The sequence below is a fragment of the Pantoea sp. EEL5 genome (genome assembly GCF_049892805.1).
Classification (GTDB): Bacteria; Pseudomonadota; Gammaproteobacteria; order Enterobacterales; family Enterobacteriaceae; genus Pantoea; species Pantoea ananatis.
Window position 1 is genome coordinate 157514 of record NZ_JBNDNJ010000006.1, and the last position, 22335, is coordinate 179848.

Annotated in this window: 19 protein-coding genes; 14 read left to right on the forward strand and 5 right to left on the reverse strand. The window is 53.1% G+C overall.

Going from position 1 to position 22335, the window contains the following annotated elements; translation table 11 throughout:
• Window positions 1-18 precede the first annotated feature (18 nt).
• The gene (locus tag ACPXSQ_RS19460) at window positions 19-408 is read right to left on the reverse strand and encodes a hypothetical protein (protein WP_238492872.1); all 390 of its coding nucleotides are present in this window, start codon (window positions 406-408) and stop codon (window positions 19-21) included.
• A gap of 176 nt (window positions 409-584) precedes the next feature.
• Window positions 585-1517 carry a sugar kinase gene (locus tag ACPXSQ_RS19465; RefSeq protein ID WP_014594997.1) on the reverse strand — a complete coding sequence of 311 codons (933 nt, stop codon included), beginning with the start codon at window positions 1515-1517 and terminating at the stop codon, window positions 585-587.
• Window positions 1518-1785: 268 nt separating this feature from the next.
• Between ACPXSQ_RS19465 and pdeH the strand changes: the two genes are divergently transcribed.
• On the forward strand, window positions 1786-2559 hold the full coding sequence (gene pdeH / locus ACPXSQ_RS19470; protein WP_105092029.1) for a cyclic-guanylate-specific phosphodiesterase: 774 nt from the start codon (window positions 1786-1788) through the stop codon (window positions 2557-2559).
• 63 nt (window positions 2560-2622) lie between these two features.
• Window positions 2623-4680, forward strand: coding sequence for an AsmA family protein (locus tag ACPXSQ_RS19475; protein WP_105092028.1), 2058 nt, complete (start codon window positions 2623-2625; stop codon window positions 4678-4680).
• On the opposite strand, the gene ppiC is transcribed toward ACPXSQ_RS19475, so the two are convergent.
• Window positions 4681-4962 (reverse strand): peptidylprolyl isomerase PpiC, encoded by a 282-nt coding sequence (gene ppiC / locus ACPXSQ_RS19480; RefSeq protein WP_105092027.1) that lies wholly within the window; start codon window positions 4960-4962, stop codon window positions 4681-4683. It lies immediately after the preceding gene.
• 147 nt (window positions 4963-5109) lie between these two features.
• Between ppiC and rep the strand changes: the two genes are divergently transcribed.
• Entirely contained in the window at window positions 5110-7131 is a 2022-nt protein-coding gene (gene rep, locus ACPXSQ_RS19485; protein ID WP_029569329.1) for a DNA helicase Rep, read from the forward strand.
• 16 nt (window positions 7132-7147) lie between these two features.
• Here rep and gppA read toward each other — a convergent pair whose 3' ends face one another.
• Both gppA and rhlB read right to left on the reverse strand, forming a co-directional pair.
• The gene (gppA, locus tag ACPXSQ_RS19490; protein WP_014594999.1) at window positions 7148-8632 is read right to left on the reverse strand and encodes a guanosine-5'-triphosphate,3'-diphosphate diphosphatase; all 1485 of its coding nucleotides are present in this window, start codon (window positions 8630-8632) and stop codon (window positions 7148-7150) included.
• A gap of 7 nt (window positions 8633-8639) precedes the next feature.
• Entirely contained in the window at window positions 8640-9932 is a 1293-nt protein-coding gene (rhlB, locus tag ACPXSQ_RS19495) for an ATP-dependent RNA helicase RhlB (protein ID WP_013024051.1), read from the reverse strand.
• A gap of 117 nt (window positions 9933-10049) precedes the next feature.
• Between rhlB and trxA the strand changes: the two genes are divergently transcribed.
• The 11 genes from trxA to wzyE all read left to right on the forward strand — a co-directional run bounded on the left by trxA (window position 10050) and on the right by wzyE (window position 22331).
• Complete coding sequence (trxA, locus tag ACPXSQ_RS19500) at window positions 10050-10382, forward strand: thioredoxin TrxA (RefSeq protein ID WP_006121430.1); 333 nt, start codon at window positions 10050-10052, stop codon at window positions 10380-10382.
• A gap of 341 nt (window positions 10383-10723) precedes the next feature.
• On the forward strand, window positions 10724-11983 hold the full coding sequence (rho, locus tag ACPXSQ_RS19505) for a transcription termination factor Rho (RefSeq protein WP_006121431.1): 1260 nt from the start codon (window positions 10724-10726) through the stop codon (window positions 11981-11983).
• Between the two features lie 278 nt (window positions 11984-12261).
• Entirely contained in the window at window positions 12262-13350 is a 1089-nt protein-coding gene (gene wecA, locus ACPXSQ_RS19510) for a UDP-N-acetylglucosamine--undecaprenyl-phosphate N-acetylglucosaminephosphotransferase (RefSeq protein ID WP_014595000.1), read from the forward strand.
• Window positions 13351-13373: 23 nt separating this feature from the next.
• Window positions 13374-14423, forward strand: a complete 1050-nt coding sequence (wzzE, locus tag ACPXSQ_RS19515) for an ECA polysaccharide chain length modulation protein (protein ID WP_013024053.1) — start codon at window positions 13374-13376, stop codon at window positions 14421-14423.
• Between the two features lie 10 nt (window positions 14424-14433).
• Entirely contained in the window at window positions 14434-15564 is a 1131-nt protein-coding gene (gene wecB / locus ACPXSQ_RS19520; protein WP_078829282.1) for a non-hydrolyzing UDP-N-acetylglucosamine 2-epimerase, read from the forward strand.
• Window positions 15561-16820: a UDP-N-acetyl-D-mannosamine dehydrogenase gene (wecC, locus tag ACPXSQ_RS19525; protein ID WP_013024055.1), complete on the forward strand. Its 1260-nt coding sequence runs from the start codon at window positions 15561-15563 to the stop codon at window positions 16818-16820. Before wecB ends, wecC begins: the two co-directional genes overlap by 4 nt.
• Window positions 16821-16852: 32 nt before the next feature.
• The gene (rffC, locus tag ACPXSQ_RS19530; RefSeq protein WP_014606998.1) at window positions 16853-17560 is read left to right on the forward strand and encodes a dTDP-4-amino-4,6-dideoxy-D-galactose acyltransferase; all 708 of its coding nucleotides are present in this window, start codon (window positions 16853-16855) and stop codon (window positions 17558-17560) included.
• The gene (rffA, locus tag ACPXSQ_RS19535; protein WP_116197980.1) at window positions 17547-18677 is read left to right on the forward strand and encodes a dTDP-4-amino-4,6-dideoxygalactose transaminase; all 1131 of its coding nucleotides are present in this window, start codon (window positions 17547-17549) and stop codon (window positions 18675-18677) included. Before rffC ends, rffA begins: the two co-directional genes overlap by 14 nt.
• Window positions 18677-19927: a lipid III flippase WzxE gene (wzxE, locus tag ACPXSQ_RS19540; RefSeq protein WP_128392446.1), complete on the forward strand. Its 1251-nt coding sequence runs from the start codon at window positions 18677-18679 to the stop codon at window positions 19925-19927. The genes rffA and wzxE overlap by 1 nt, the downstream gene beginning before the upstream one ends.
• Window positions 19924-20991: a TDP-N-acetylfucosamine:lipid II N-acetylfucosaminyltransferase gene (locus ACPXSQ_RS19545; protein WP_161611026.1), complete on the forward strand. Its 1068-nt coding sequence runs from the start codon at window positions 19924-19926 to the stop codon at window positions 20989-20991. Before wzxE ends, ACPXSQ_RS19545 begins: the two co-directional genes overlap by 4 nt.
• Window positions 20988-22331, forward strand: coding sequence for an ECA oligosaccharide polymerase (gene wzyE / locus ACPXSQ_RS19550; protein ID WP_014606994.1), 1344 nt, complete (start codon window positions 20988-20990; stop codon window positions 22329-22331). The genes ACPXSQ_RS19545 and wzyE overlap by 4 nt, the downstream gene beginning before the upstream one ends.
• Window positions 22332-22335: the final 4 nt, after the last annotated feature.

Here is a 22335-nt window from a genome sequence, read left to right on the forward strand (position 1 = left end):
TGATGTGTTGCTGCGCGGTTAATCGCTGTGCAAGCGGGAAGTCTGGCACGGGCTGCGCCGCGCCAGAACGCGATGGCTATGGGCTTTCATCGATAATGAGCATATCCCGATCGTCAAACTTCCAGAATGATGCCCAGGCAATCTCCCAGTAATCGCCGTCGGGATCGCGGAAATAGCCGCTGTAGCCGCCCCAGTGGACTTTTTGTGGCGGCTTGACCTGGTTCCGCCGTGATGTTGTACCAAAGCCATGAGATCATCGACCTCCTGCTCTGACTTAACATTTATGGCAAAAGTAATCCCGTTGAACCCGCCGTAAGCCAGCGCAGGCGGATGGCTTTCATTGATATCTTTTGCCAGATTTTGCAGCGGATAAGGCTCAAGCCTGGTGCCGGCATGATTGAAAAACACAATGGGCGGATTCTGCTCAGTCACCTGCGTTTTAAAACCGATGCCTTTATAAAAGGCCAGGGATTTTCCCTATAACGCCCGCCCAGGCAGACCAGATTGATGCGATTCATACTGACTCTGTTTACAGTCAGGCATGGCCAGGATACTCGTCTCACCCTGGCCACGCGACAGAGCAATTATGCAGGCATATCTTCCTGCGGAATAATCGCCCCACGAAACTGAATAACCGTGCTGGCAGTGAGATGACCACGCTGGGCGGCCTCCTCGACCGAGGCGCCAACCAGACGCTTAGCCAGATAGCCCGCACTGAACGAATCGCCCGCCGCCGTGGTGTCAATGATCTTTTCTTTAGCCAGCATGATTGACGGAACCTCTCTAACAGGCTGGTCTTCCGCGGCAATCAGGCAGGATTCCGCACCGCGCTTGATGACGATCTCGCTAACGCCTGCCTGACGTGCCCGGGCAATGACGTCTTCGACAGGCTGCACGCCCCATAACAGATGCTCGTCATCCAGCGTCAGGAAGGCAATATCCGTGTTGTCGAGCATCTTTTGATAGGCCTGGCGAGTGCTGGCATTGTCTTTCCAAAGGCGAGGCCGGTAATTATTATCGAAAATCACCTTGCCTCCGTTTTTGCGGCAGTTTGCCAGCAGCTGCATGAGCTTTGCACGGCTGGCGTCAGTCAGGATAGCAAGACTGATACCGCTGAGATAAAGGTAGTCGTAATGTTCCAGCTGCTGGCAAATGTCTTCTGCCAGAGGGCCATTTAGCCAGTAGCGTGCCGCCGCGTCATTGCGCCAGTACCAGAATGTGCGCTCGCCCTGGTCGTCTGTCTGGATCATGTACAGACCGGGCATTTTATCCTCAAGGCGTTGGATCAGGTCGGTATGCACGTTTTCCTGCTGCCAGCGGGCGATCATCTGTGCGCTAAAGGGATCGTTTCCCAGCGCCGTCACGTAATCCACCCGGATTTTGTGTTGATCGACCTGTCGGGCAAGGTAAACGGCCGTATTGAGCGTATCACCGCCAAAGCCGCGTTTAATGTTGTCGCCTTTTTCGGACAGTTCAATCATGCATTCACCGATAACGGCGATTTTTTTATGCGTCATGGTTTAAGGCCTGTAGTTTACATTTGCTTCAGTCTCGCGTTTGTTAGCGTCATCGTCAACTTTTTAAAACAGCGTTTTAATTTAATTTAGGGTGAGGTAAAGCGATAATTAACCCGATAAAGCGGCTTGTTTCGGCGATTGTCGCACTAAAAGAGGCGTAGACTCGTTGCTTCAACGTGGCCGGGTTTTCACTAAGTTGTCGAATGTTAAACGATAAACGCTGCCAGGCCGCCAGATGAAGGCGCTTACTATCAACCAGGAAAAGACCATGGTTATGGAGAATTTTAGTCAATGGCTACCTTCTTCAATTGACATCAATCCGCAGCAAAAAAAACGTCTCATCTGGCAACAGTGTCAACGCAGCTATACCTTTCAGCCCATCTATAAGGTTTCGGGGCAACTGCTGGCGATTGAACTGCTGACGGCCATCACACATCCGTCTGAACCAGAGAAGAAACTGTCTCCTGAAGCCTATTTTTCTGAGCTGGAAATAGCACAACGCCTTGTTATTGTTCAGGAGCAGTTAGAATTACTCACCCAGTGGGAATCGTTCTTTGGTCGCAATAACGTCATGGCATCAGTGAATATTGACGGCCCTTCGTTGTCGTTGATACAAAACCATGTACCGATTCGCAGTCTGATTACCCGTTTACCCTGGGTTCGCTTTGAGCTGACCGAGCACCACGTCCTGCCTCAGGAGGAGATGGTCGCGCAAATGCCTGAACTGGGGCCGTTGTGGCTGGATGATTTCGGTTCGGGCATGGCGAACTTCTCTGCACTGACCGAGCTTAAATACGACTACATTAAGCTGTCACGTGAACTTTTTATTCTCTTACGTGCGTCAGATGAAGGCCGGATACTTTTTCCCATGCTGTTGTCGCTGATAAATCGTTACTGCAACGGCGTGATTGTTGAAGGCGTTGAGACGCAACAGGAGTGGGATCAGGTTAAATCGTCCCCGGCGATGGCGGCTCAAGGGTATTTTTTTTCTCGTCCTGCTCCCTTTTCCGAACTGGAAAGCCTTCCTGTCCAGCTTGATTGATCCCTTCCCGCGCGCTCTCGACTATCTTTAACGGAGACCGTGAAAGAGCAGGGAGGAAGCCTAATGTCACGCGCCGGAAAAATTGTAAGCTGGATTGGCGGGATTGTTGTATTGCTGATCGTCGTTGTAGTGATAGTCATTGCAACATTCGACTGGAATCGCCTGAAACCCACTATTAATCAGAAAGTGTCTGCGGAACTTAACCGTCCCTTTGCCATTCGGGGGGATTTGGGCGTCGCATGGCAGCGTAACCCTGAAGAACCCGGATGGCGCGGCTGGTTACCCTGGCCTCATCTGCACGCCGAAGACATTATGTTGGGCAATCCCCCTGATATTCCTGACGTGACCATGATCCACCTGCAACGCGTGGACGCCACACTTGCCCCGCTGGCCCTACTGCACAAAGAAGTCTTTATCCCGTGGATAAAACTGCAGCAGCCTGATGCCCGCCTGATTCAGACCGCCGATAAGAAAAACAACTGGACCTTTACCCTCGCTGACAGCGACAGCAAAGATGACAATGCGCCACCTTCAGCCTGGTCATTTCGTCTCGATAATATTCTGTTCGATCAGGGCACCATTCTCTACCGCGATGCCGTTAACCAGGGCGATGTCACGCTGAAGGTTAACCCGCTCGGCAAGCCTGTGCCCTATTCACAAATCGCGGGCGGAGACGATAAACAACAAGGCGCGGATGATTTTGTCTTTGGCTGGCAGGCAAGCGGCAGCTACCACAATGAAAAACTCACGGGGCAGGGCAAGATTGGCGGCATGTTATCCCTGCGTAGTCAGACCACAGCGTTCCCGATTCAGGCAGACGTTCGGAACGGTAGCACGCGCGTACAGCTGACCGGCGGCGTTCAGGATCCCCTGAATCTGGGCGGGCTGGACGTGCGTCTACGTTTTTCTGGCGATACGTTGGCAAACCTCTATGGTCTGACCGGCGTTCTGTTACCGGATACCCCGCCTTATGAAACCGATGGCCGCCTGATTGCCAAATTTACCGGCAAAGACGGCGCCGTTTTTCGTTACCAGGGATTTAATGGTCATATTGGCGACAGCGATATTCATGGCTCTCTGACCTACAGCCAGGGCAAGCCACGGCCAAAACTGGTCGGTGAACTCAGATCGGATCAGTTACGTATGGCGGATCTGGGCCCGTTGATCGGCGTTAACTCGGGCAAGGGCAGCGAGAAAACCGAACAGGCCAAGGCAAAACGCGGTGAAAAAACCGTACAGCCTGCGGATCGCGTTCTGCCTCACGACAGGTTCGACACCAAAAGCTGGGACGTTATGGATGCGGATGTGAAGTTTAGCGGCAAGCGCATCGAACACAGCAGTTCACTACCGTTGAGCGATCTTTATACCCATTTGCAGCTCGATAACGGAAACCTGCTGCTTGATCCACTCCGTTTCGGTATGGCGGGCGGTAATCTGAACAGCACCATCCGCCTGGAAGGGAATCGCTCACCGATGCGGGGCCGGGCCGATATTCATGCCCGTAAACTTCGCCTGCGCCAGCTGTTCCCCGACGTACAGGCAATGCAAAACAGCCTTGGGCAGCTGAACGGCGATGCCAGCCTGACCGGCACCGGCAACTCCGTTGCTGACCTGCTGGCAACCAGCAACGGTCAGTTGAAACTGCTGATGAACGACGGACTGATCAGCCGCAACCTGATGGAAATTGCCGGACTCAACGTCGGCAACTATCTGGTCGGTAAGCTGTTTGGTGATGATGAAGTTCGTATTAACTGTGCGGCCACCGATCTTAAACTGCAAAACGGTCTGGCCACGCCAAACCTGTTCGTGTTCGATACGGAAAATGCCGTCATTAACGTGTCAGGCAACGCGAACTTTGCCAACGAGCGGCTGGATCTTTCAGTCAATCCAGAAAGTAAAGGCATCCGAATCGTGACCCTGCGCTCGCCCTTGTATGTTCGGGGCACCTTCAAGCATCCGGACGCTGGCGTGAAAACCGGTCCCTTACTGGCACGCGGGGCGGCGGCGGTGGCATTAGGTGCTGTGGTCGGGCCTGCGGCAGCGCTGTTGGCGCTGATTTCACCCAGTGATACTGACGAGAATCAGTGCAGCCGGGTCCTGCAGCAGATGAAGAAGAAGTGATCAGTTGCGATAGAGCACTTTGATAATGTGATAACCAAAAGCGGTTTTCACCGGCCCGAAAGGTTGTAGCAACGGGCAGGTGAATGCCGCTTTATCAAAAGCCGCGACCATTTTTCCCCGACGAAACTCGCCTAAATCTCCCCCGTTCCGACCAGAAGGGCACACAGAATGCTTGCGGGCAAGCTGCTGGAAGTTTTCGCCTTTTTGCAGTTTTTCCAGCAGGGCGATTGCCTGTGCCTCGTGTTTCACCAGAATATGTAAAGCTGCGGCAGTTTTCGCCATGATAATGTCTCTGTTGTGTATAATCGTCCCCCATTATAAACCTGTCTTTTCAAATCGCAGATGCGTTTACCGCACCTGTTCACTGAGCCTGTACATGCCGGCTTGCGGTTTGAAATCGGTATCTTATTTCAACAGAGCGATGTCCCGATGCGTTTAAACTCCAGCCAACAACGAGCCGTCGAATTTGTTACCGGTCCCTGTCTGGTGCTGGCAGGCGCTGGCTCGGGAAAAACCCGCGTAATCACCAACAAAATCGCGCATCTGATTCGTGAGTGTGGCTATCAGGCCCGCCATATCGCCGCCGTGACCTTCACCAATAAAGCCTCACGCGAAATGAAAGAGCGCGTGGCGCAAACGCTGGGGCGCAAAGAGGCGCGCGGCCTGATGATCTCCACGTTTCACACGCTGGGTCTGGAAATCATCAAGCGCGAATATGTGGCGCTGGGCATGAAGTCCAACTTTTCCCTGTTCGACGATCAGGATCAGTTGGCGTTACTCAAAGACCTCACCAGCGAGTGGCTGGAAGAGGACAAGACGTTACTGCAGCAGCTCATTTCTACCATTTCGAACTGGAAAAACGATCTGGTTGATCCGCCGCAGGCGGCCGCGCTGGCCCGCTCGGAGCGGGATAACGTGTTTGCCCATTGCTATGCCCTGTATGACCGGCATCTCAAATCCTGTAACGTGCTGGATTTTGACGACCTCATTCTGTTGCCTACGCTTCTGCTACAGCGTAATCAGGACGTCCGCGAGCGCTGGCAACAACGTATTCGCTACCTGCTGGTGGATGAATATCAGGACACAAACACCAGTCAGTACGAACTGGTGAAGCTGTTGGTCGGCACCCGTGCGCGTTTTACCGTTGTAGGAGATGACGATCAGTCGATTTACTCCTGGCGCGGTGCCCGGCCACAGAATCTGGTCCTGCTTAATGAGGATTTTCCGGCGCTGGAGGTGGTCAAGCTTGAGCAAAACTACCGCTCTTCACAGCGTATTCTCAAAGCCGCGAATATTTTGATCGCCAATAATCCCCATGTGTTTGAGAAGCGTCTTTTTTCTGAACTGGGTCTGGGCAGTGAACTCAAGGTGCTGAGTGCCAATAGCGAAGAACATGAGGCCGAACGGGTAACGGGCGAACTCATTGCCCATCACTTTATCAATAAAACGCAGTATAAAGATTACGCGATACTGTACCGCGGTAATCATCAGTCCCGCGTGTTCGAAAAATTCTTGATGCAGAACCGCATTCCCTATCGCATTTCAGGCGGGACCTCGTTTTTCTCTCGTCCTGAGATCAAAGACCTGCTGGCTTATCTGCGGGTGCTGACCAATCCCGATGATGACAGCGCTTTCTTGCGTATTGTGAATACGCCACGGCGCGAGATTGGTCCGGCAACGCTGCAAAAACTCGGTGAGTGGGCCAATATCCGCAATAAAAGCCTGTTTAACGCCAGCTTTGATGTGGGCCTTGGGCAAACGCTGACGGGGCGCGGCCTTGAACATCTGCAGCGCTTCACCCACTGGCTCAACGACATTATCCAGCTCAGTGAGCGTGAACCGGTTAATGCCGTGCGCGATCTGATTCGCGGCATCGATTACGAAAGCTGGCTGTTTGAGACATCGGGCAGCCCCAAAGCCGCTGAAATGCGGATGAAAAACGTCAATACGCTGTTTCAGTGGATGACGGAAATGCTGGAGGGTAGCGATCTGGATGAGCCGATGACGCTGGCGCAGGTTGTCACCCGCTTTACGCTGCGCGACATGATGGAGCGCGGTGAGAGCGACGAAGAGCTTGATCAGGTACAGCTGATGACGCTTCATGCCTCAAAAGGGCTGGAGTTCCCCTACGTGTTTCTGGTCGGCATGGAAGAAGGGCTGTTGCCGCATCAGAGCAGTATCGATGAGAACAACATTGAGGAAGAGCGCCGTCTGGCCTACGTTGGCATTACCCGCGCGCAGAAAGAGCTGACGTTTACCTTGTGTCGGGAGCGCCGTCAGTATGGTGAGCTCATCCGCCCTGAACCCAGCCGCTTTCTGCTGGAGCTGCCGCAGGACGACGTAGTGTGGGAAACCGAGCGCAAAGTGGTTAGTGCAGAGGAGCGCATGAAAACCGGCCAGAGTCGGGTGGCCGGGTTGCGTGCAATGCTGGAAAAGGCGAAAAAGAGCTAATCCGTCGCAGACGGGATCAGGAAAGCGTTAACGACCAGTGAACATAGGACTGATAGTGGCTTTCCTGTTCGAGCAGCTCGGCCCGCAGAGGATGTGCTTCCAGCCAGCCCGCCGGTAACGTAACGTGCAGTGCTTCATCATCCGCCTGCATACGAACGGCGGGTAACGTGTCATCACGACGCCGAGTCGAGAAGATAATGGACAGCCGTAGCAGACGGCACAAACGCTCGGCCAGCCGCGGCGGCAGGGCGTTTTGTTGCGTGAGTAGCGCAAGGTCGATGCTGCCACTTTGATTTTGCAGTAAACAGGCCAGCAATTTTTTCTGCGCTGGGGTGAAACCCGGAAGATCAAGGTGGCGGACCAGATAGGCCGCGTGCTGCGGTGCCTGACGGAAATCGACGCTCAGCCCGATTTCATGAATCGCACAGGCGCTTAGCAGAAGCTCCCGACAGCGCTGATCCAGTTTCCAGTGAACACTGACCTGGCGAAAAAAACTTTCCGCTAGCTGCCGGACTCTGTCTGCCTGGCAGACATCAATATTGAACCGGCGCTGCACATTTTGCAGCGTGCGGCTGCGAATATCCCGATCGACAGGCAGGTGCAGCATTCCGTACACCAGCCCTTCGCGCAGCGCGCCGCCGGCCAGCGTCATGCTGTCAATATTGAGTTCCTGAAAGATGGCGATAAGAATGGACAAACCGCTTGGAAACACTAACGCCCGCTCCAGCGTCAGGCCTTCGATTTCAAGCTCTTCAAGTTTGCCGCACTGAATGGCCCGCTGTTTTAACTGCTGTAGCTTACTCAGGGTGATGCGCTCATCCATGCCTTGGGCGACCATGATTTCCTGCAGGGCCTGAACGGTTCCGGACGCACCAACGCACACCTGCCAGCTCTGTTTGCGCAGTTCTCCGGCAACAGGTTTCAGCATCGCTTTGGCAGCCTCTTCAGCCTGGTCAAAATTCTCTTTAGCCAGGTGGCGATCGCCAAAGAATCGCTCCAGCCAGGTGACACAGCCCATCTGCAGGCTAAACAACACGTTGGCATGGGAGCCATCGCCGGTGGCTAACTCTGTGCTGCCACCGCCGATATCCACGACCAGGCGTTGATCGGAACCCCCGGTAGTATGTGCTACGCCTTGATAAATCAGACGCGCTTCTTCTTCGCCGCTAATCACATTGATGGTGCAACCCAGAATCTGTTGCGCCTTATCAAGAAACGCCTGCGCATTAGCGGCAATGCGTAACGTGGCGGTTGCCACTACCCGAATTTGATCGGGAGGAATATCCTGAAGCTGTTCAGAGAAAAGCCGCAGACATTGCCAGCCCCGGGCCATGGCTTCGGCGGACAGGCAATTGGATTTATCCAGGCCTGCTGCCAGGCGCACCTTGCGCTTGATTTTGGCGATGGTCTGGATACTTCCTGACACTTCGCTGACGACCAGCATATGAAAGCTGTTAGAGCCTAAATCAATTGCAGCATAGAGAGTCGATGCGCTTAGCATGGTCAACTTAACCCGAACGTTTACGGTTGCTATGACGGGGTGCACCGCGACGGCCGGTATTGTTGCCTCCGCGACGCTGACCGTTGCCTGAGCGATTGCGCGTCAGACGTTTCGGTGGCGGTAATTCAGTTAACAGCGCGTCGCTGTTGTATTTACTCACCGGAATGCTGTGACCAATGTACTCTTCAATACCGGGCAGGTTTAATGCGTACTCTTCACAGGCCAGGCTGATGGAGTGACCGCTTGCGCCTGCACGTCCCGTACGGCCAATGCGGTGAACATAGTCTTCGCGATCGTCCGGCAGGTCATAGTTAAATACGTGCGTCACCGCAGGAATATGCAGGCCACGAGCCGCAACGTCGGTCGCGACCAGAATATCAATATCGCCTTTGGTAAAGTCATCCAGGATACGTAAACGCTTCTTCTGTGCCACGTCACCCGTCAGCAGGCCGACCCGGTGACCGTCTGCAGCCAGATGGCCCCAAATGTCTTCACAGCGATGCTTGGTATTCGCAAAAATGATTGCTCTGTCAGGCCACTCTTCTTCTACCAGCGTCTGTAACAGGCGCATTTTCTCTTCATTCGAAGGGTAGAAAAGCTCTTCTTTAATGCGATGACCGGTTTTTTGCTCAGGTTCAACTTCAACGTATTCGGCGCTGTTCATGTGCTCGAATGCCAGCTCACGCACGCGGTAAGAGAGCGTGGCGGAGAACAGCATGCTCAGGCGTTGCGTGGCCGCAGGCATGCGACGGAACAACCAGCGGATATCTTTTATAAAGCCGAGATCGAACATGCGATCGGCTTCGTCCAGTACCATGACCTGAATGGCACCGAGATTGACGTGATTCTGCTTGGCGTAATCGATTAAACGGCCGGTGGTACCCACCAGAATGTCGACACCGTTTTCCAGTACTTTTAACTGTTTGTCGTAGCCATCGCCACCGTAAGCCAGACCTAATTTAAGGCCGGTTGATGCCGCCAGTGGTTCAGCATCGGCGTGAATTTGCACCGCAAGTTCACGGGTTGGGGCCAGAATTAAAGCGCGAGGTTGGTTAACCTGGCGGCCCTCTGGAGCAGGGTGAGAGAGAAGATGATGAAACGTTGACGTTAAAAACGCCATCGTTTTGCCGGTACCGGTTTGCGCCTGACCTGCGACATCACGCCCTGAAAGCGTAAACGGCAGTGCTAACGCCTGGATAGGCGTGCAGTTATGAAACCCTTTTTTATCAAGGGCTTCCACCACCAGAGGGTGCAGGGCGAAGTCGGAAAACTTCTGTTCAGTTAAGTGTGTTTTGCTCATAGTGTGGTAGAATATCAGCTTACTATCGCTTTACGAAAGCGTATCCGATGAAATAAAGTCAACCAACATTGGTTTATATTACGCCAATTCGCCAGGCACAATCTTGTGGAGTAAAACATGAGCAGCGATAAAATCGTTCATCTGACCGATGACAGTTTCGACACCGACGTGCTAAAAGCCGACGGCGTTATACTGGTAGATTTCTGGGCTGAATGGTGTGGTCCTTGTAAAATGATCGCGCCAATCCTTGATGAAGTTGCAGAAGAGTATGATGGCAAACTGACCATCGCTAAGCTGAATATTGACGATAACCCAGGCACTGCGCCTAAATACGGCATTCGCGGCATCCCGACGCTGCTGCTGTTCAAAAACGGTGAAGTCGCTGCGACAAAAGTGGGCGCATTGTCCAAAGGTCAGTTAAAAGAGTTCCTGAACGCCAACCTGGCGTAATCGGGCCGGGCGTCCGGCAGTGGTTAAATTTTTGCCTGCTGCTGGACGTTCGCTTTTAAGCGTGCTAACTTATTTTCACTGCACTATGAACATACCTTGTAGTTAGCATTCAAAGTTTTCTCTTGTTAGACCCTGTCATACTGTACCTACCAGCGGTTTAGCAATCTAACGACTAGCTCTACTCTGACTAAGTCGACCGTCTCCTCGCTCCCAGTCATTATTCAAGACGATGATCGTTGAGAAGAGTTGAAAAAGTCATTAACAGAACAGGCATGGACTAACTGCCATACCATTCACGACAAACATTTCGAGTATTACCCCGAGTTTAAGAACCCATCAATATGAATCTTACCGAATTAAAGAATACGCCGGTTTCTGAGCTGATTACCCTCGGCGAGAATATGGGGCTGGAAAATCAGGCTCGTATGCGCAAGCAGGACATTATTTTCTCAATCCTGAAGCAGCACGCGAAAAGCGGCGAGGACATCTTCGGTGATGGTGTGCTGGAGATATTGCAGGATGGATTTGGATTCCTCCGCTCTGGAGACAGCTCCTACCTCGCCGGTCCTGATGACATCTACGTTTCTCCCAGCCAAATTCGCCGCTTTAACCTCCGCACTGGTGACACCATCGCCGGCAAAATCCGTCCACCAAAAGAAGGTGAGCGCTACTTTGCCCTGCTGAAAGTTAACGAAGTTAACTACGACAAACCAGAAAACTCGCGTAACAAGATTCTGTTCGAAAACCTCACGCCGCTGCACGCTAACAGCCGTCTGCGTATGGAGCGGGGTAATGGCTCAACTGAAGACTTAACCGCTCGCGTACTGGACCTGGCGTCACCGATTGGTCGTGGTCAGCGTGGTCTGATTGTGGCACCGCCGAAAGCCGGTAAAACGATGCTGCTGCAGAATATCGCGCAGAGCATTGCTTACAACCATCCAGACTGTGTGCTGATGGTGCTGCTAATCGATGAGCGTCCGGAAGAAGTGACAGAGATGCAACGCCTGGTGAAAGGTGAAGTGATCGCGTCTACCTTCGATGAACCGGCTTCGCGTCACGTTCAGGTGGCCGAGATGGTGATCGAAAAGGCCAAGCGCCTGGTCGAGCACAAAAAAGACGTCATCATTTTACTCGACTCCATCACGCGTCTGGCCCGTGCCTACAACACCGTCGTTCCGGCCTCCGGTAAAGTACTGACCGGTGGTGTGGACGCCAACGCCCTGCATCGTCCTAAGCGTTTCTTCGGTGCGGCACGTAATGTGGAAGAGGGCGGTAGCCTGACCATCATTGCGACCGCTCTGGTGGATACTGGTTCGAAGATGGATGAAGTGATTTACGAAGAGTTTAAAGGCACCGGTAACATGGAGCTGCATCTCTCACGTAAGATCGCCGAAAAACGTGTTTTCCCGGCGATTGACTACAACCGTTCAGGTACCCGTAAAGAAGAGCTGTTAACCTCTCAGGAAGAGCTGCAGAAAATGTGGATCCTGCGTAAGATTATCCATCCAATGGGTGAAATCGACGCGATGGAATTCCTGATTAACAAGTTGGCCATGACCAAAACCAACGACGAATTCTTCGATATGATGAAGCGTTCTTGATCCTGTAGAGCGTCATCTGAGCAAGATGGCGTTTTTTTACTTTAAAAGATCATAAAATAGCCCTGACGCCACGTTCTGACGTGGCGTTTTTTATTTTCGGGCTATAGGATTGAGTGCTGGCAGACGTAATAATAATGACGGTGGCAGTGGTGGACGATTAACCGTTCGTGCACCTCTTCATGCCGAATTCGGAATCTGGAACGGTAACAGGCGTGATTTTTAGCGTATGGTGAGTTCCAGGATGATAGCTGAGAGCGTTTAACGTGAATTTACTCACTATGAGTACTGAGCTTGGTTTAGTTTTTATCTTTTCCCTTGTGTTTCTTTTCCTTGCTCGTAAAGCAGCTAAAAAGGTTGGTCTGGTAGACTCACCTAACTCGCGTAAACGCCATCATGGCGATATCCCACTGGTTGGCGGTATTTCTGTTTTTGCTGGCATTGCTTTCACCTTTGCCATCACTAACTATTATTTGCCCCATGCCACGTTGTACCTGGCCTGCTCAGCAATTTTAGTCATCGTCGGGGCGTTGGATGATCGGTTCGATATCAGCGTCAAAATCCGTGCCGTGATACAGGCTGCGGTGGCTATAGTGATGATGGCTGGCGCGAAACTCTATCTGTTGAGCCTGGGATTCATTATTGGTCCGGTTGAGTTAATTGTGGGGCCCTTTGGTTATGTGTTAACGCTCTTTGCCGTCTGGGCGGCAATCAATGCTTTCAATATGGTTGATGGTATTGATGGGTTACTGGGAGGGCTCTCTTCAGTGACCTTTGGCGCAATGGGCCTTATTCTCTCACTGGATGGTCAATACAGCCTGGCGATGTGGTGCTTTGCAATGATTGCCGCCATCCTCCCCTATATCATTCTCAATCTGGGTTTACTGGGTCGCCGCTATAAAGTTTTTATGGGCGATGCAGGCAGCACGATGATTGGCTTCACCATTATCTGGATTTTGCTGGAAACGACCCAGGGGCTGAGTCATCCCATTTCGCCAGTGACCGCATTATGGCTGATAGCCATCCCGTTGATGGATATGGTCGCCATTATGTACCGCCGTCTGCGCAAGGGGATGAGTCCCTTTTCTGCCGATCGCCAGCATATTCATCATTTATTAATGCGTGCCGGGTTTAGCTCGCGTCAGGCTTTCGTACTGATAACTGTCGCTGCTGCCTTACTTGCAGGCGTGGGCGTGTTGGGTGAGTACCTCGCGTTTGTTCCTGAGTGGGTCATGCTAGTCCTTTTTCTGCTAGCGTTTATGGCCTACGGCTATTGCCTGAAACACTCCTGGCGTATAGCGAGACGCATACGGCGCTTTAAGCGTCGGATGAATACTCCTGGTGATATTGATAAAGAAAAGTTTGATTAGACTTAACAAAGGATAACGCTCTGATGCGCGCTAACGTTGTGGAGAACGAACTGGATATTCGCGGCCTGGGCTGCAGCCTATGGCGTGGAAAGCGCTGGATAGTCGGCTGTGCAATCGTGTTTGCATTGGTAGCCTGGATAGCAACGCTGCTGATGAAACAGGTGTGGAGCACGACCGCGATAACAGGGCGGCCTACGGTGAATATGCTGGGATCCTACTATTCCCAGCAACAGTTCCTGAACAATCTGGATATGCGCAATAACGCTTTAACGTTAAATACGGCGTCACCTACCGTGATGGACGAGGTGTATCAGGAGTTCCTGATGCAGCTCTCATCCTGGGATACCCGCCGGGAGTTTTGGCAGCAAACCGATTATTATAAAACGCGAAAAAGCGGCAATGCCCACAATGATGCTGCCTTGTTGGACGATATGATTGATAACATTCAGTTTACGCCAGCGGATAGCGCACGAAATATTTTCGACAGCGTCAAACTCAAGGCAGAAACTGCTGCGGATGCGAACAATTTGCTGCGCCAGTATATTGCCTATGCCAGTGAACGCGCTGCACGCCATCTCAATGCAGAGTTAACGGGGGCGTGGCAGGCACGGACCAGCCAGCTTAAGGCGCAGGTCAAACGTCAGGAAGACGTAGCGAATGCGGTATTCCTGCGACGGCAACATCGGCTGGAACAGGCGCTGAAAATTGCCAGCCAGCAGGGCATTAATGAGAAGCAGACGCGTGAGGTGAGCGAAAACCTGGCTGACAGCGATCTGTTTCTAATGGGCCAGCCTTTATTGCAGGGGCAGTTAGAAACCCTGAGAGCAACCGGGCCGAGCTTTGATATCAGCTACGACCAAAATAAAGCGATGCTGACCACACTGGATGCAGGCCCGACGCTTAACAGCAAATTCCAGACCTACCGTTATTTGCGTACGCCGGAAGAGCCGGTTTCACGCGACAGTCCCCGCCGGGCATTTATGATGGTGATGTGGGGCGCGGTAGGTGCGCTGGTTGGTGCGGGCGTGGCGCTAGCGCGTCGTCAGCGTCCGATGTCAGATACACAAGATTGAGAGAAACAGTGTGAAAGTTCTGACAGTTTTTGGCACCCGACCTGAAGCCATTAAGATGGCACCACTCGTGCAGGCACTGGCACAGGACCCTGCTTTTGAATCACGGCTGTGCGTCACTGCGCAACACCGTGAAATGCTTGATCAGGTGCTGAGCTTGTTTCAGCTGCAACCTGACTACGACCTCAACGTTATGCGACCCGAACAGGGATTAACGGAGATAACCTGCCGTATTTTACAAGGCATGCATACCGTACTGCTCGATTTCAAACCCGATATTGTGCTGGTCCACGGGGATACGACGACCACGCTGGCGGCCAGCCTGGCGGCTTTCTATCAGCAAATCCCCGTCGGGCATGTTGAAGCAGGTTTACGCACGGGCGATCTGGCTTCGCCGTGGCCTGAAGAGGGGAATCGTAAGCTGACGGGACATCTTGCCCGTTTACACTTTACGCCCACACTGCGTTCCCGACAGAACCTGCTGGATGAAAACCTCGCCGACGACAGTATTGTTGTCACCGGTAATACGGTAATTGATGCCTTGCTATGGGTGCGAGATCGGGTGCTGGACGATAATGAGATAAACGCGCAGCTGGCTTCACGCTATCCCTTTCTTGATGACAGTAAAAAGCTGGTACTGGTGACGGGTCATCGTCGTGAAAGCTTCGGCGAAGGTTTTGAGCGCATCTGTAGCGCTCTGGCCCAGATTGCGCGCCAGCATCCTCATGCGCAAATCGTTTATCCGGTCCATCTCAATCCTAACGTACATGAACCCGTTAACCGCATTCTGCGCGGCATTGATAACATTGTGTTGATTGATCCTCAGGAGTATCTGCCGTTTGTCTGGTTGATGAACCGGGCGTGGCTGATTCTCACCGATTCTGGCGGTATTCAGGAAGAAGCGCCTTCACTGGGTAAACCCGTTTTGGTGATGCGTGAAACCACCGAGCGTCCAGAGGCCGTCGAAGCTGGAACGGTGAAGCTGGTTGGTACGGACACGGCAAGAATTGTTAATGAGGTCAGTACATTACTTAACGATGATGAGGCCTGGCAGACCATGAGCCGTGCCCATAACCCTTATGGGAATGGCGAAGCCTGCGGGCGAATATTGCAAGCCTTAAAAGATAACAGAGCCAACTTATGAGTTTTGAAACCATTTCCGTTATTGGACTGGGTTACATTGGGCTGCCAACCGCAGCCGTTTTTGCCTCAAAGGGAAAGAAAGTGGTGGGCGTCGATATCAATGCCCACGCGGTTGACACCATCAATCGTGGTGCCATTCATATTGTCGAACCCGATTTGGATCGGGTGGTTCAGGCTGCGGTCGAGCGTGGAGATTTACGTGCTACGACGCAACCCGAAGCCGCTGACGCTTTTTTGATCGCCGTGCCCACGCCCTTTATGGCGGAGCGCCAACCGGACTTACGCTTTGTGCGTGCGGCTGCGCTGTCGATTGCGCCGGTACTGAAAAAAGGCGATCTGGTGATTCTGGAATCGACTTCTCCGGTTGGCAGTACAGAGCAGATGGCCGACTGGCTGGCCGCGGCGCGACCTGATTTGCGTTTCCCACAGCACGACGGGGATCCTGACGTCTTTGTCGCCTACTGTCCCGAACGCGTTTTACCCGGTCAGATCATGACTGAGCTGATCAGCAACGATCGCGTGATTGGTGGCATGACGCCAGCCTGTTCTGCCCGTGCGAGTGATTTGTATCGTATTTTTTTACAGGGCGAGTGCGTCGAGACAAATGCACGCACCGCTGAAATGTGCAAGCTGACAGAAAACAGCTTCCGCGACGTAAACATCGCCTTTGCCAATGAGCTGTCACTAATTTGTGCTGCGCAGCAGATTAATGTCTGGGAGCTTATTGCACTGGCGAATCGTCATCCGCGCGTCAATATCCTGCAGCCTGGGCCAGGCGTCGGCGGGCACTGCATTGCGGTCGATCCCTGGTTTATCGTGGCGCAGAATCCGGACTTAGCACGCCTGATTCGTACCGCTCGCGAAGTAAATGATGCCAAGCCGCACTGGGTGCTGGACCAGGTAAAAAAAGCGCTGGCAGACTGCCTGATGCAGACCGGAAAACGTGCCAGCGATCTGACCATTGCCTGCTTTGGCCTGGCGTTTAAACCGAACATTGATGACCTGCGTGAAAGCCCAGCCATGGAAGTGGCGCACCTGATTGCCGACTGGCATCAGGGCCGCACGTGGGTAACCGAACCGCATATTCAGCAGATTCCCGACATCCTGGCGACACAGGCCACCCTGGTTTCAACCGAGCAGGCGCTGCAGGAGGCGGATATTTTGGTGATGCTGGTCGATCACCATGCATTCCGCCGTGTTGATGCTGCGCACATTACTCAGCAATGGGTTGTTGATACGAAAGGTGTCTGGCGCTAAAAACCTCTGGTTAACAAGGATCCGATTAACTTATGTCTGTCCACGTTAAGGTTAATCCACTCACCTGGGAGAGCCAGTTCTTCGGCTTTGACGCCGTGAGGCTGGAAACCGGGGGGGATCTGTCGCTCGAAAACGCGCTTCGGCACGCCTGCGCGCTGTTTCAAATCAAAGTGTCAGCGGAACAAACCGACATCATCGATGCGTTAAATCAGCATCAGTTTCACCTGGTGGAAGGTGAAGTGGATTTGTCGTTGACGATCAAACGCACCGAACGCCAGACTGGCATTCGTATTGCGCGGGAAACACAAATCCCAGCATTACGCGAAGCCGCATCTCTGGCCTTCCGTCAAAGTCGTTTTCGCACGCCGTGGTTTGCGCCTGATGACAGTGCCCGCTTCTATGCGCAGTGGATCGAAAATGCGGTCCGCGGCACCTTCGATCACCAGTGCCTTGTCGCCAGTGATGAACGCGGCGCGCTTCAGGGCTTTGTCTCTTTACGCGAGGTCGAAGGCGATGCGCGTATTGGCCTGCTGGCGGTGGTGCCTGAGGCGCAGGGACAAAGTATCGGTCAGCGCCTGATGCTGGCTGCAGCGGACTGGGGCCGTGCGCGTCAGCTCGAACGTCTGCGGGTTGCCACGCAAATCAGTAATCTTACGGCGATGCGTCTTTATCTACGCAGTGGCGCGCGTCTTGAAAGCACGGCGTACTGGTTTTACAGGAGAGGTCATGATTCCCTTTAATGCGCCCCCGGTTGTGGGAAGCGAAATCGAGTATATGCAGTCTGCCATGAGCAGCGGCAAGCTGTGTGGCGACGGCGGTTATACTCGCCGTTGTCAGCAGTGGATGGAGCAGCGCTTCGGTAGTGCGAAAGTGTTACTGACGCCTTCCTGTACCGCCTCGCTGGAGATGGCCGCGCTGCTGATCGATATCCAGCCGGGTGATGAAGTGATCATGCCGAGCTACACCTTTGTTTCAACCGCCAACGCCTTCGTATTACGTGGCGCGAAAATTGTGTTCGTGGATGTGCGCCCCGACACCATGAACATGGATGAAACGCTGATTGAAGCGGCGATAACCGATAAAACCCGCGCTATCGTGCCGGTCCACTATGCGGGCGTTGCCTGTGAAATGGATACGATTATGGCGCTGGCGGCACAGTATAAGCTGTTTGTTATTGAGGATGCTGCGCAGGGCGTGATGTCAGCGTACAAAGGCCGGGCATTAGGCACCATTGGTCATATCGGCTGTTTCAGCTTTCACGAAACCAAGAATTACACCGCAGGTGGAGAAGGCGGCGCGACGTTAATTAACGATGCCAGCCTTGTGGAGCGTGCAGAAATTATTCGTGAAAAGGGCACCAATCGCAGTCAGTTTTTCCGGGGACAGGTAGATAAATATACCTGGCGCGATATGGGGTCCAGCTATCTGATGGCTGACCTGCAGGCGGCTTATCTCTGGGCGCAGCTGGAGTCCTCTGTTCGAATTAATCAACAGCGCTTGCGCTTGTGGCAACGTTACTACGATGCCCTGAAGCCGCTGTCGGAAAACGGCAAGATTACATTGCCTTCCATCCCGGCTGATTGTCAGCACAACGCCCATATGTTTTATATAAAGCTGCGTGATGAGAAGCATCGTCAGGCCCTGATCAACTGGCTTAAAGAGGCCGAAATCCTGGCCGTTTTCCATTATATCCCTTTGCACAGTTCGCCTGCGGGCCAGCGTTTTTCACGTTTTGCCGGTGAGGATCGTTTTACTACAGCAGAGAGTGAGCGCTTATTACGTTTACCGCTGTTTTATAATCTGTCGGATAACAATCAGAGCACCGTGATCGGCTCGCTACTGAGCTTTTTTTCCTGATGTCATTAGCCAAAGCATCGTTATGGACCGCCTCATCGACAATAGTAAAAATTGCGGTTGGGCTGCTGGTCGTCAAGTTACTGGCCATCAGCTTTGGTCCGGAAGGCGTGGGCCAGGCCGGTAACTTTCGCCAGCTCATCACCGTGCTGGGCGTGCTGGCCGGAGCGGGTATCTTTAACGGCGTCACCACGTATGTTGCACAATATCAACAACAGCCCCGGCAACTCCGCGCGCTAATCGGCACCGCCTCGGCAATGGTGACGGGCTTCTCAACGCTGCTGGCGCTGGTCTTTTTATTGGCTGCGGCTCCCATCAGCACTGCGCTGTTTGGTCACGATCGCTATCAAAACGTGATACGTATCGTTGCCTTTCTTCAGTTTGGTATTGCGTGGGCAAACCTGCTTCTGGCGTTCATAAAAGGCTACCGTGATGCGCGCGGTAATGCGCTGGCCCTGATTTGCGGTAGCATAACGGGCGTGCTCGGCTACGTGCTGTGTTGGTGGCTGGGGGGCTATGCGGGCGCATTGACCGGGCTGGCTTTGGTACCCGCGTTACTCGTTTTTCCAGCGCTGGTAATACTGAAACGTCGTGTCCCGCTCCCCTTGAGCTGGCTGCGGCCCACCTGGCAGCCGGAAATGGCGCGTCATCTGGCAAAATACACGATTATGGCGCTGATCACCGCCGTCACCCTGCCGGTTGCCTGGGTGATGATGCGAAATCAACTGGCGGCCAGTAACGGCTGGGCCCAGGTAGGATTATGGCAGGGCGTAACCAGTATATCTGATGCTTATCTGCAGTTTATCACCGCGACCTTTAGCGTCTGGCTACTGCCGACACTGGCCCGGTTAGATAACAAAAAGGATATTGCGCGTGAGATCGGCCGGGCGTTACGCTTTGTGTTACCGGCGGTCGCGGCGGCCAGCTTGAGCATGTGGATGATGCGTGATATCGCCATCAGCCTGTTGTTCTCCGCGGCATTTCACGACATGCGGGATTTGTTTGTCTGGCAACTCTGTGGCGATGTTTTCAAAGTCGGCGCCTACGTTTTCGGCTATCTGGTCATCGCGAAAGCCTCATTACGCTTTTATGTGCTGACCGAAATCAGTCAGTTTATTTTGCTGACGCTGTTCTCGCGCTGGCTTATCCCGTTACAGGGGGCCAGTGGGGCAGCGCAAGCCTATATGTTCACCTACGTTACCTATTTCGCGCTCTGCTGTGGCGCATTTATTCTTTACTGCCGAAAAAAATGACTTTAATTCACGTTTTGGGATCCAATATTCCCCATCACAATCTGACGGTGTTGCGTTTTTTTAACGACGTGATGAGCATCGAGCAGCGTGTTACTGCACCGCGTCACTTTATGGTGGTGACATCGCAGCCTGAAAACCTCACCGGTTTTGGCGCTTTGCACATTGAAACCTTTAGCAGTAAGAAAGCGCTGGCTGAGGCGCTGTTGCAGCGGGCGAAAAATCGCGACCAACGCTTCTTTTGCCACGGGCAGTTTAACCCCTGGCTTTGGCTGGCGTTGCTGAGCGGCAGGTTACGCCGTTCTCAACTGTTCTGGCACGTCTGGGGAGCGGATTTGTATGAAGATTCACGCAGCCTGAAGTTCCGGCTGTTTTATTTCCTGCGCCGTGCTGCGCAGGGGCGCGTTGCACACCTGTTCGCCACCCAGGGCGATCTTTATCACTACCAGCAACGCCACAAGTCTGTACCGCAGTCTTTACTGTATTTTCCCACAAAGTTACCTGCAGTCGCCATTACGCCTCATCCAGACAAGACGTTTACCGTGCTGCTGGGTAATTCTGGTGACGCCAGTAACCGCCATATTGAGGGGCTTGCAGCGATCAAGGCTCAGTTTGGCGAAGATGTGCGCATTGACGTGCCGCTGGGTTATCCGCCTGACAATGATGAGTATATCGGACAGATTCAGAACGCCGCCGACAGACTCTTTCCGCAGGGGCAGGTAAGGTTACTGCGGGATAATCTTGCTTTTGACGACTATCTGGCGCTGTTGGCACGCTGCCATTTGGGCTATTTTATGTTCGAACGGCAGCAGGGCGTGGGAACGCTATGTTTGCTGATTCAGGCTAATGTGCCTTTCGCCCTGACGCGTAAAAATCCGTTCTGGCGGGATGTTACCGCGCAGCAGCTTCCTGTCTTGTTCAACGACGATGCGCTGACGCCTGATATCGTCGCAGAGGCGCGTCGGCAACTTGTGGGATGCGATAAACAGCGCATTGCTTTCCTGGCCCCAGGCTATCTGGAAGGCTGGCGAACAGCGTTGCGCCTTTGCGAAGGAGAGCCCTCATGAGTCTTATGGCATTTAGTGGTCTGCTGATCGTGTATGTGCTGTCACTGGTGACCATTGTGACCCTGAACATGCGCGAACTTAAACAGGAACGGTTTAACTTCCACCTGTTTTTTACCTTATTGTTTTTACTGACCTTCTACTTCGGTTTTCCGCTAACCAGTATTCTGGTCTTTCGGTTTGATACGCAGGTGGTTTCGGCGGATTTTCTGCTGCAGGCGATGCTGTCGGCCACGGCGTTTTATGCTATTTACTTTGTCAGTTACAAGGTGCGCCTCAGGCCGGCATCCGCAGCGCCTGCCCGGCCCTGGCTACAAATGAACCGGGTCGAAACGCATCTGACCGGTGGGCTACTGGCGCTGGTGGCGGTTGCAACCGTAACGGTGTTCTTTATCCATAACGGATTTTTGTTATTCCGACTGACGGCCTATAACCAGATCTTTTCCAGTGAAGTGTCTGGCGTTGCACTGAAGCGGTTCTTTTATTTCTTCATCCCGGCGATGCTGATTCCCTATTTCTTGCATCCCACGCGCCGTAACTGGCTGCTGTTTCTCATCATCACGGTCAGCTTTGGCTTACTGACCTACGCGCTGGTTGGTGGCACGCGTGCCAATATCATTATCGCTTTTGCGTTATTTCTGTTTATCGGTATTACACGTGGCTGGATCACATTGTGGATGCTGGCCGCTGCGGGCGTGATGGCGATTGGGGGAATGTTCTGGCTGGCGTTGCGTCGCTACAATCTGGCTGTCATGGGCGACGAGGCTTTTTACACCTTTCTGTACCTGACGCGCGATACGTTTTCGCCATGGGAAAACCTGGCTTTGCTGCTGGAGAATTACCATAAGATAGACTTTCAGGGCTTAGCGCCCATGTGGCGCGATTTCTATGTGTTTATCCCAACCTGGCTGTGGCCCGATCGTCCTCTGTCAGTACTGAACAGCGCTAATTACTTTACCTGGGATGTACTGAACAACCATTCCGGACTGGCGATTTCGCCTACCTTAATCGGTTCGCTACTGGTGATGGGCGGCGTCTGGGCCATTCCGCCAGGCGCTGTGGCCGTTGGGCTCATCATCAAAGCTTTCGACACGCTCTATAAGCGCGGACGCAATGAATCGAATCGTTATACCGGGGCGATTCTGCAAAGCTTTTGTTTCGGTGCCGTATTCAACATGATTGTGCTGGCGCGCGAGGGGCTGGATGCGTTTGGCTCACGTGTTGTGTTTTTCTGTATTATTTTTGCCGCCTGTCTGGGGATGGCGAAATTGCTTTTCTGGTTACTGGATCATGTCGGCCTGATTCGCAGCCGACGTGAGCGGGCGCTTCATAGCCCATCCTGATTAA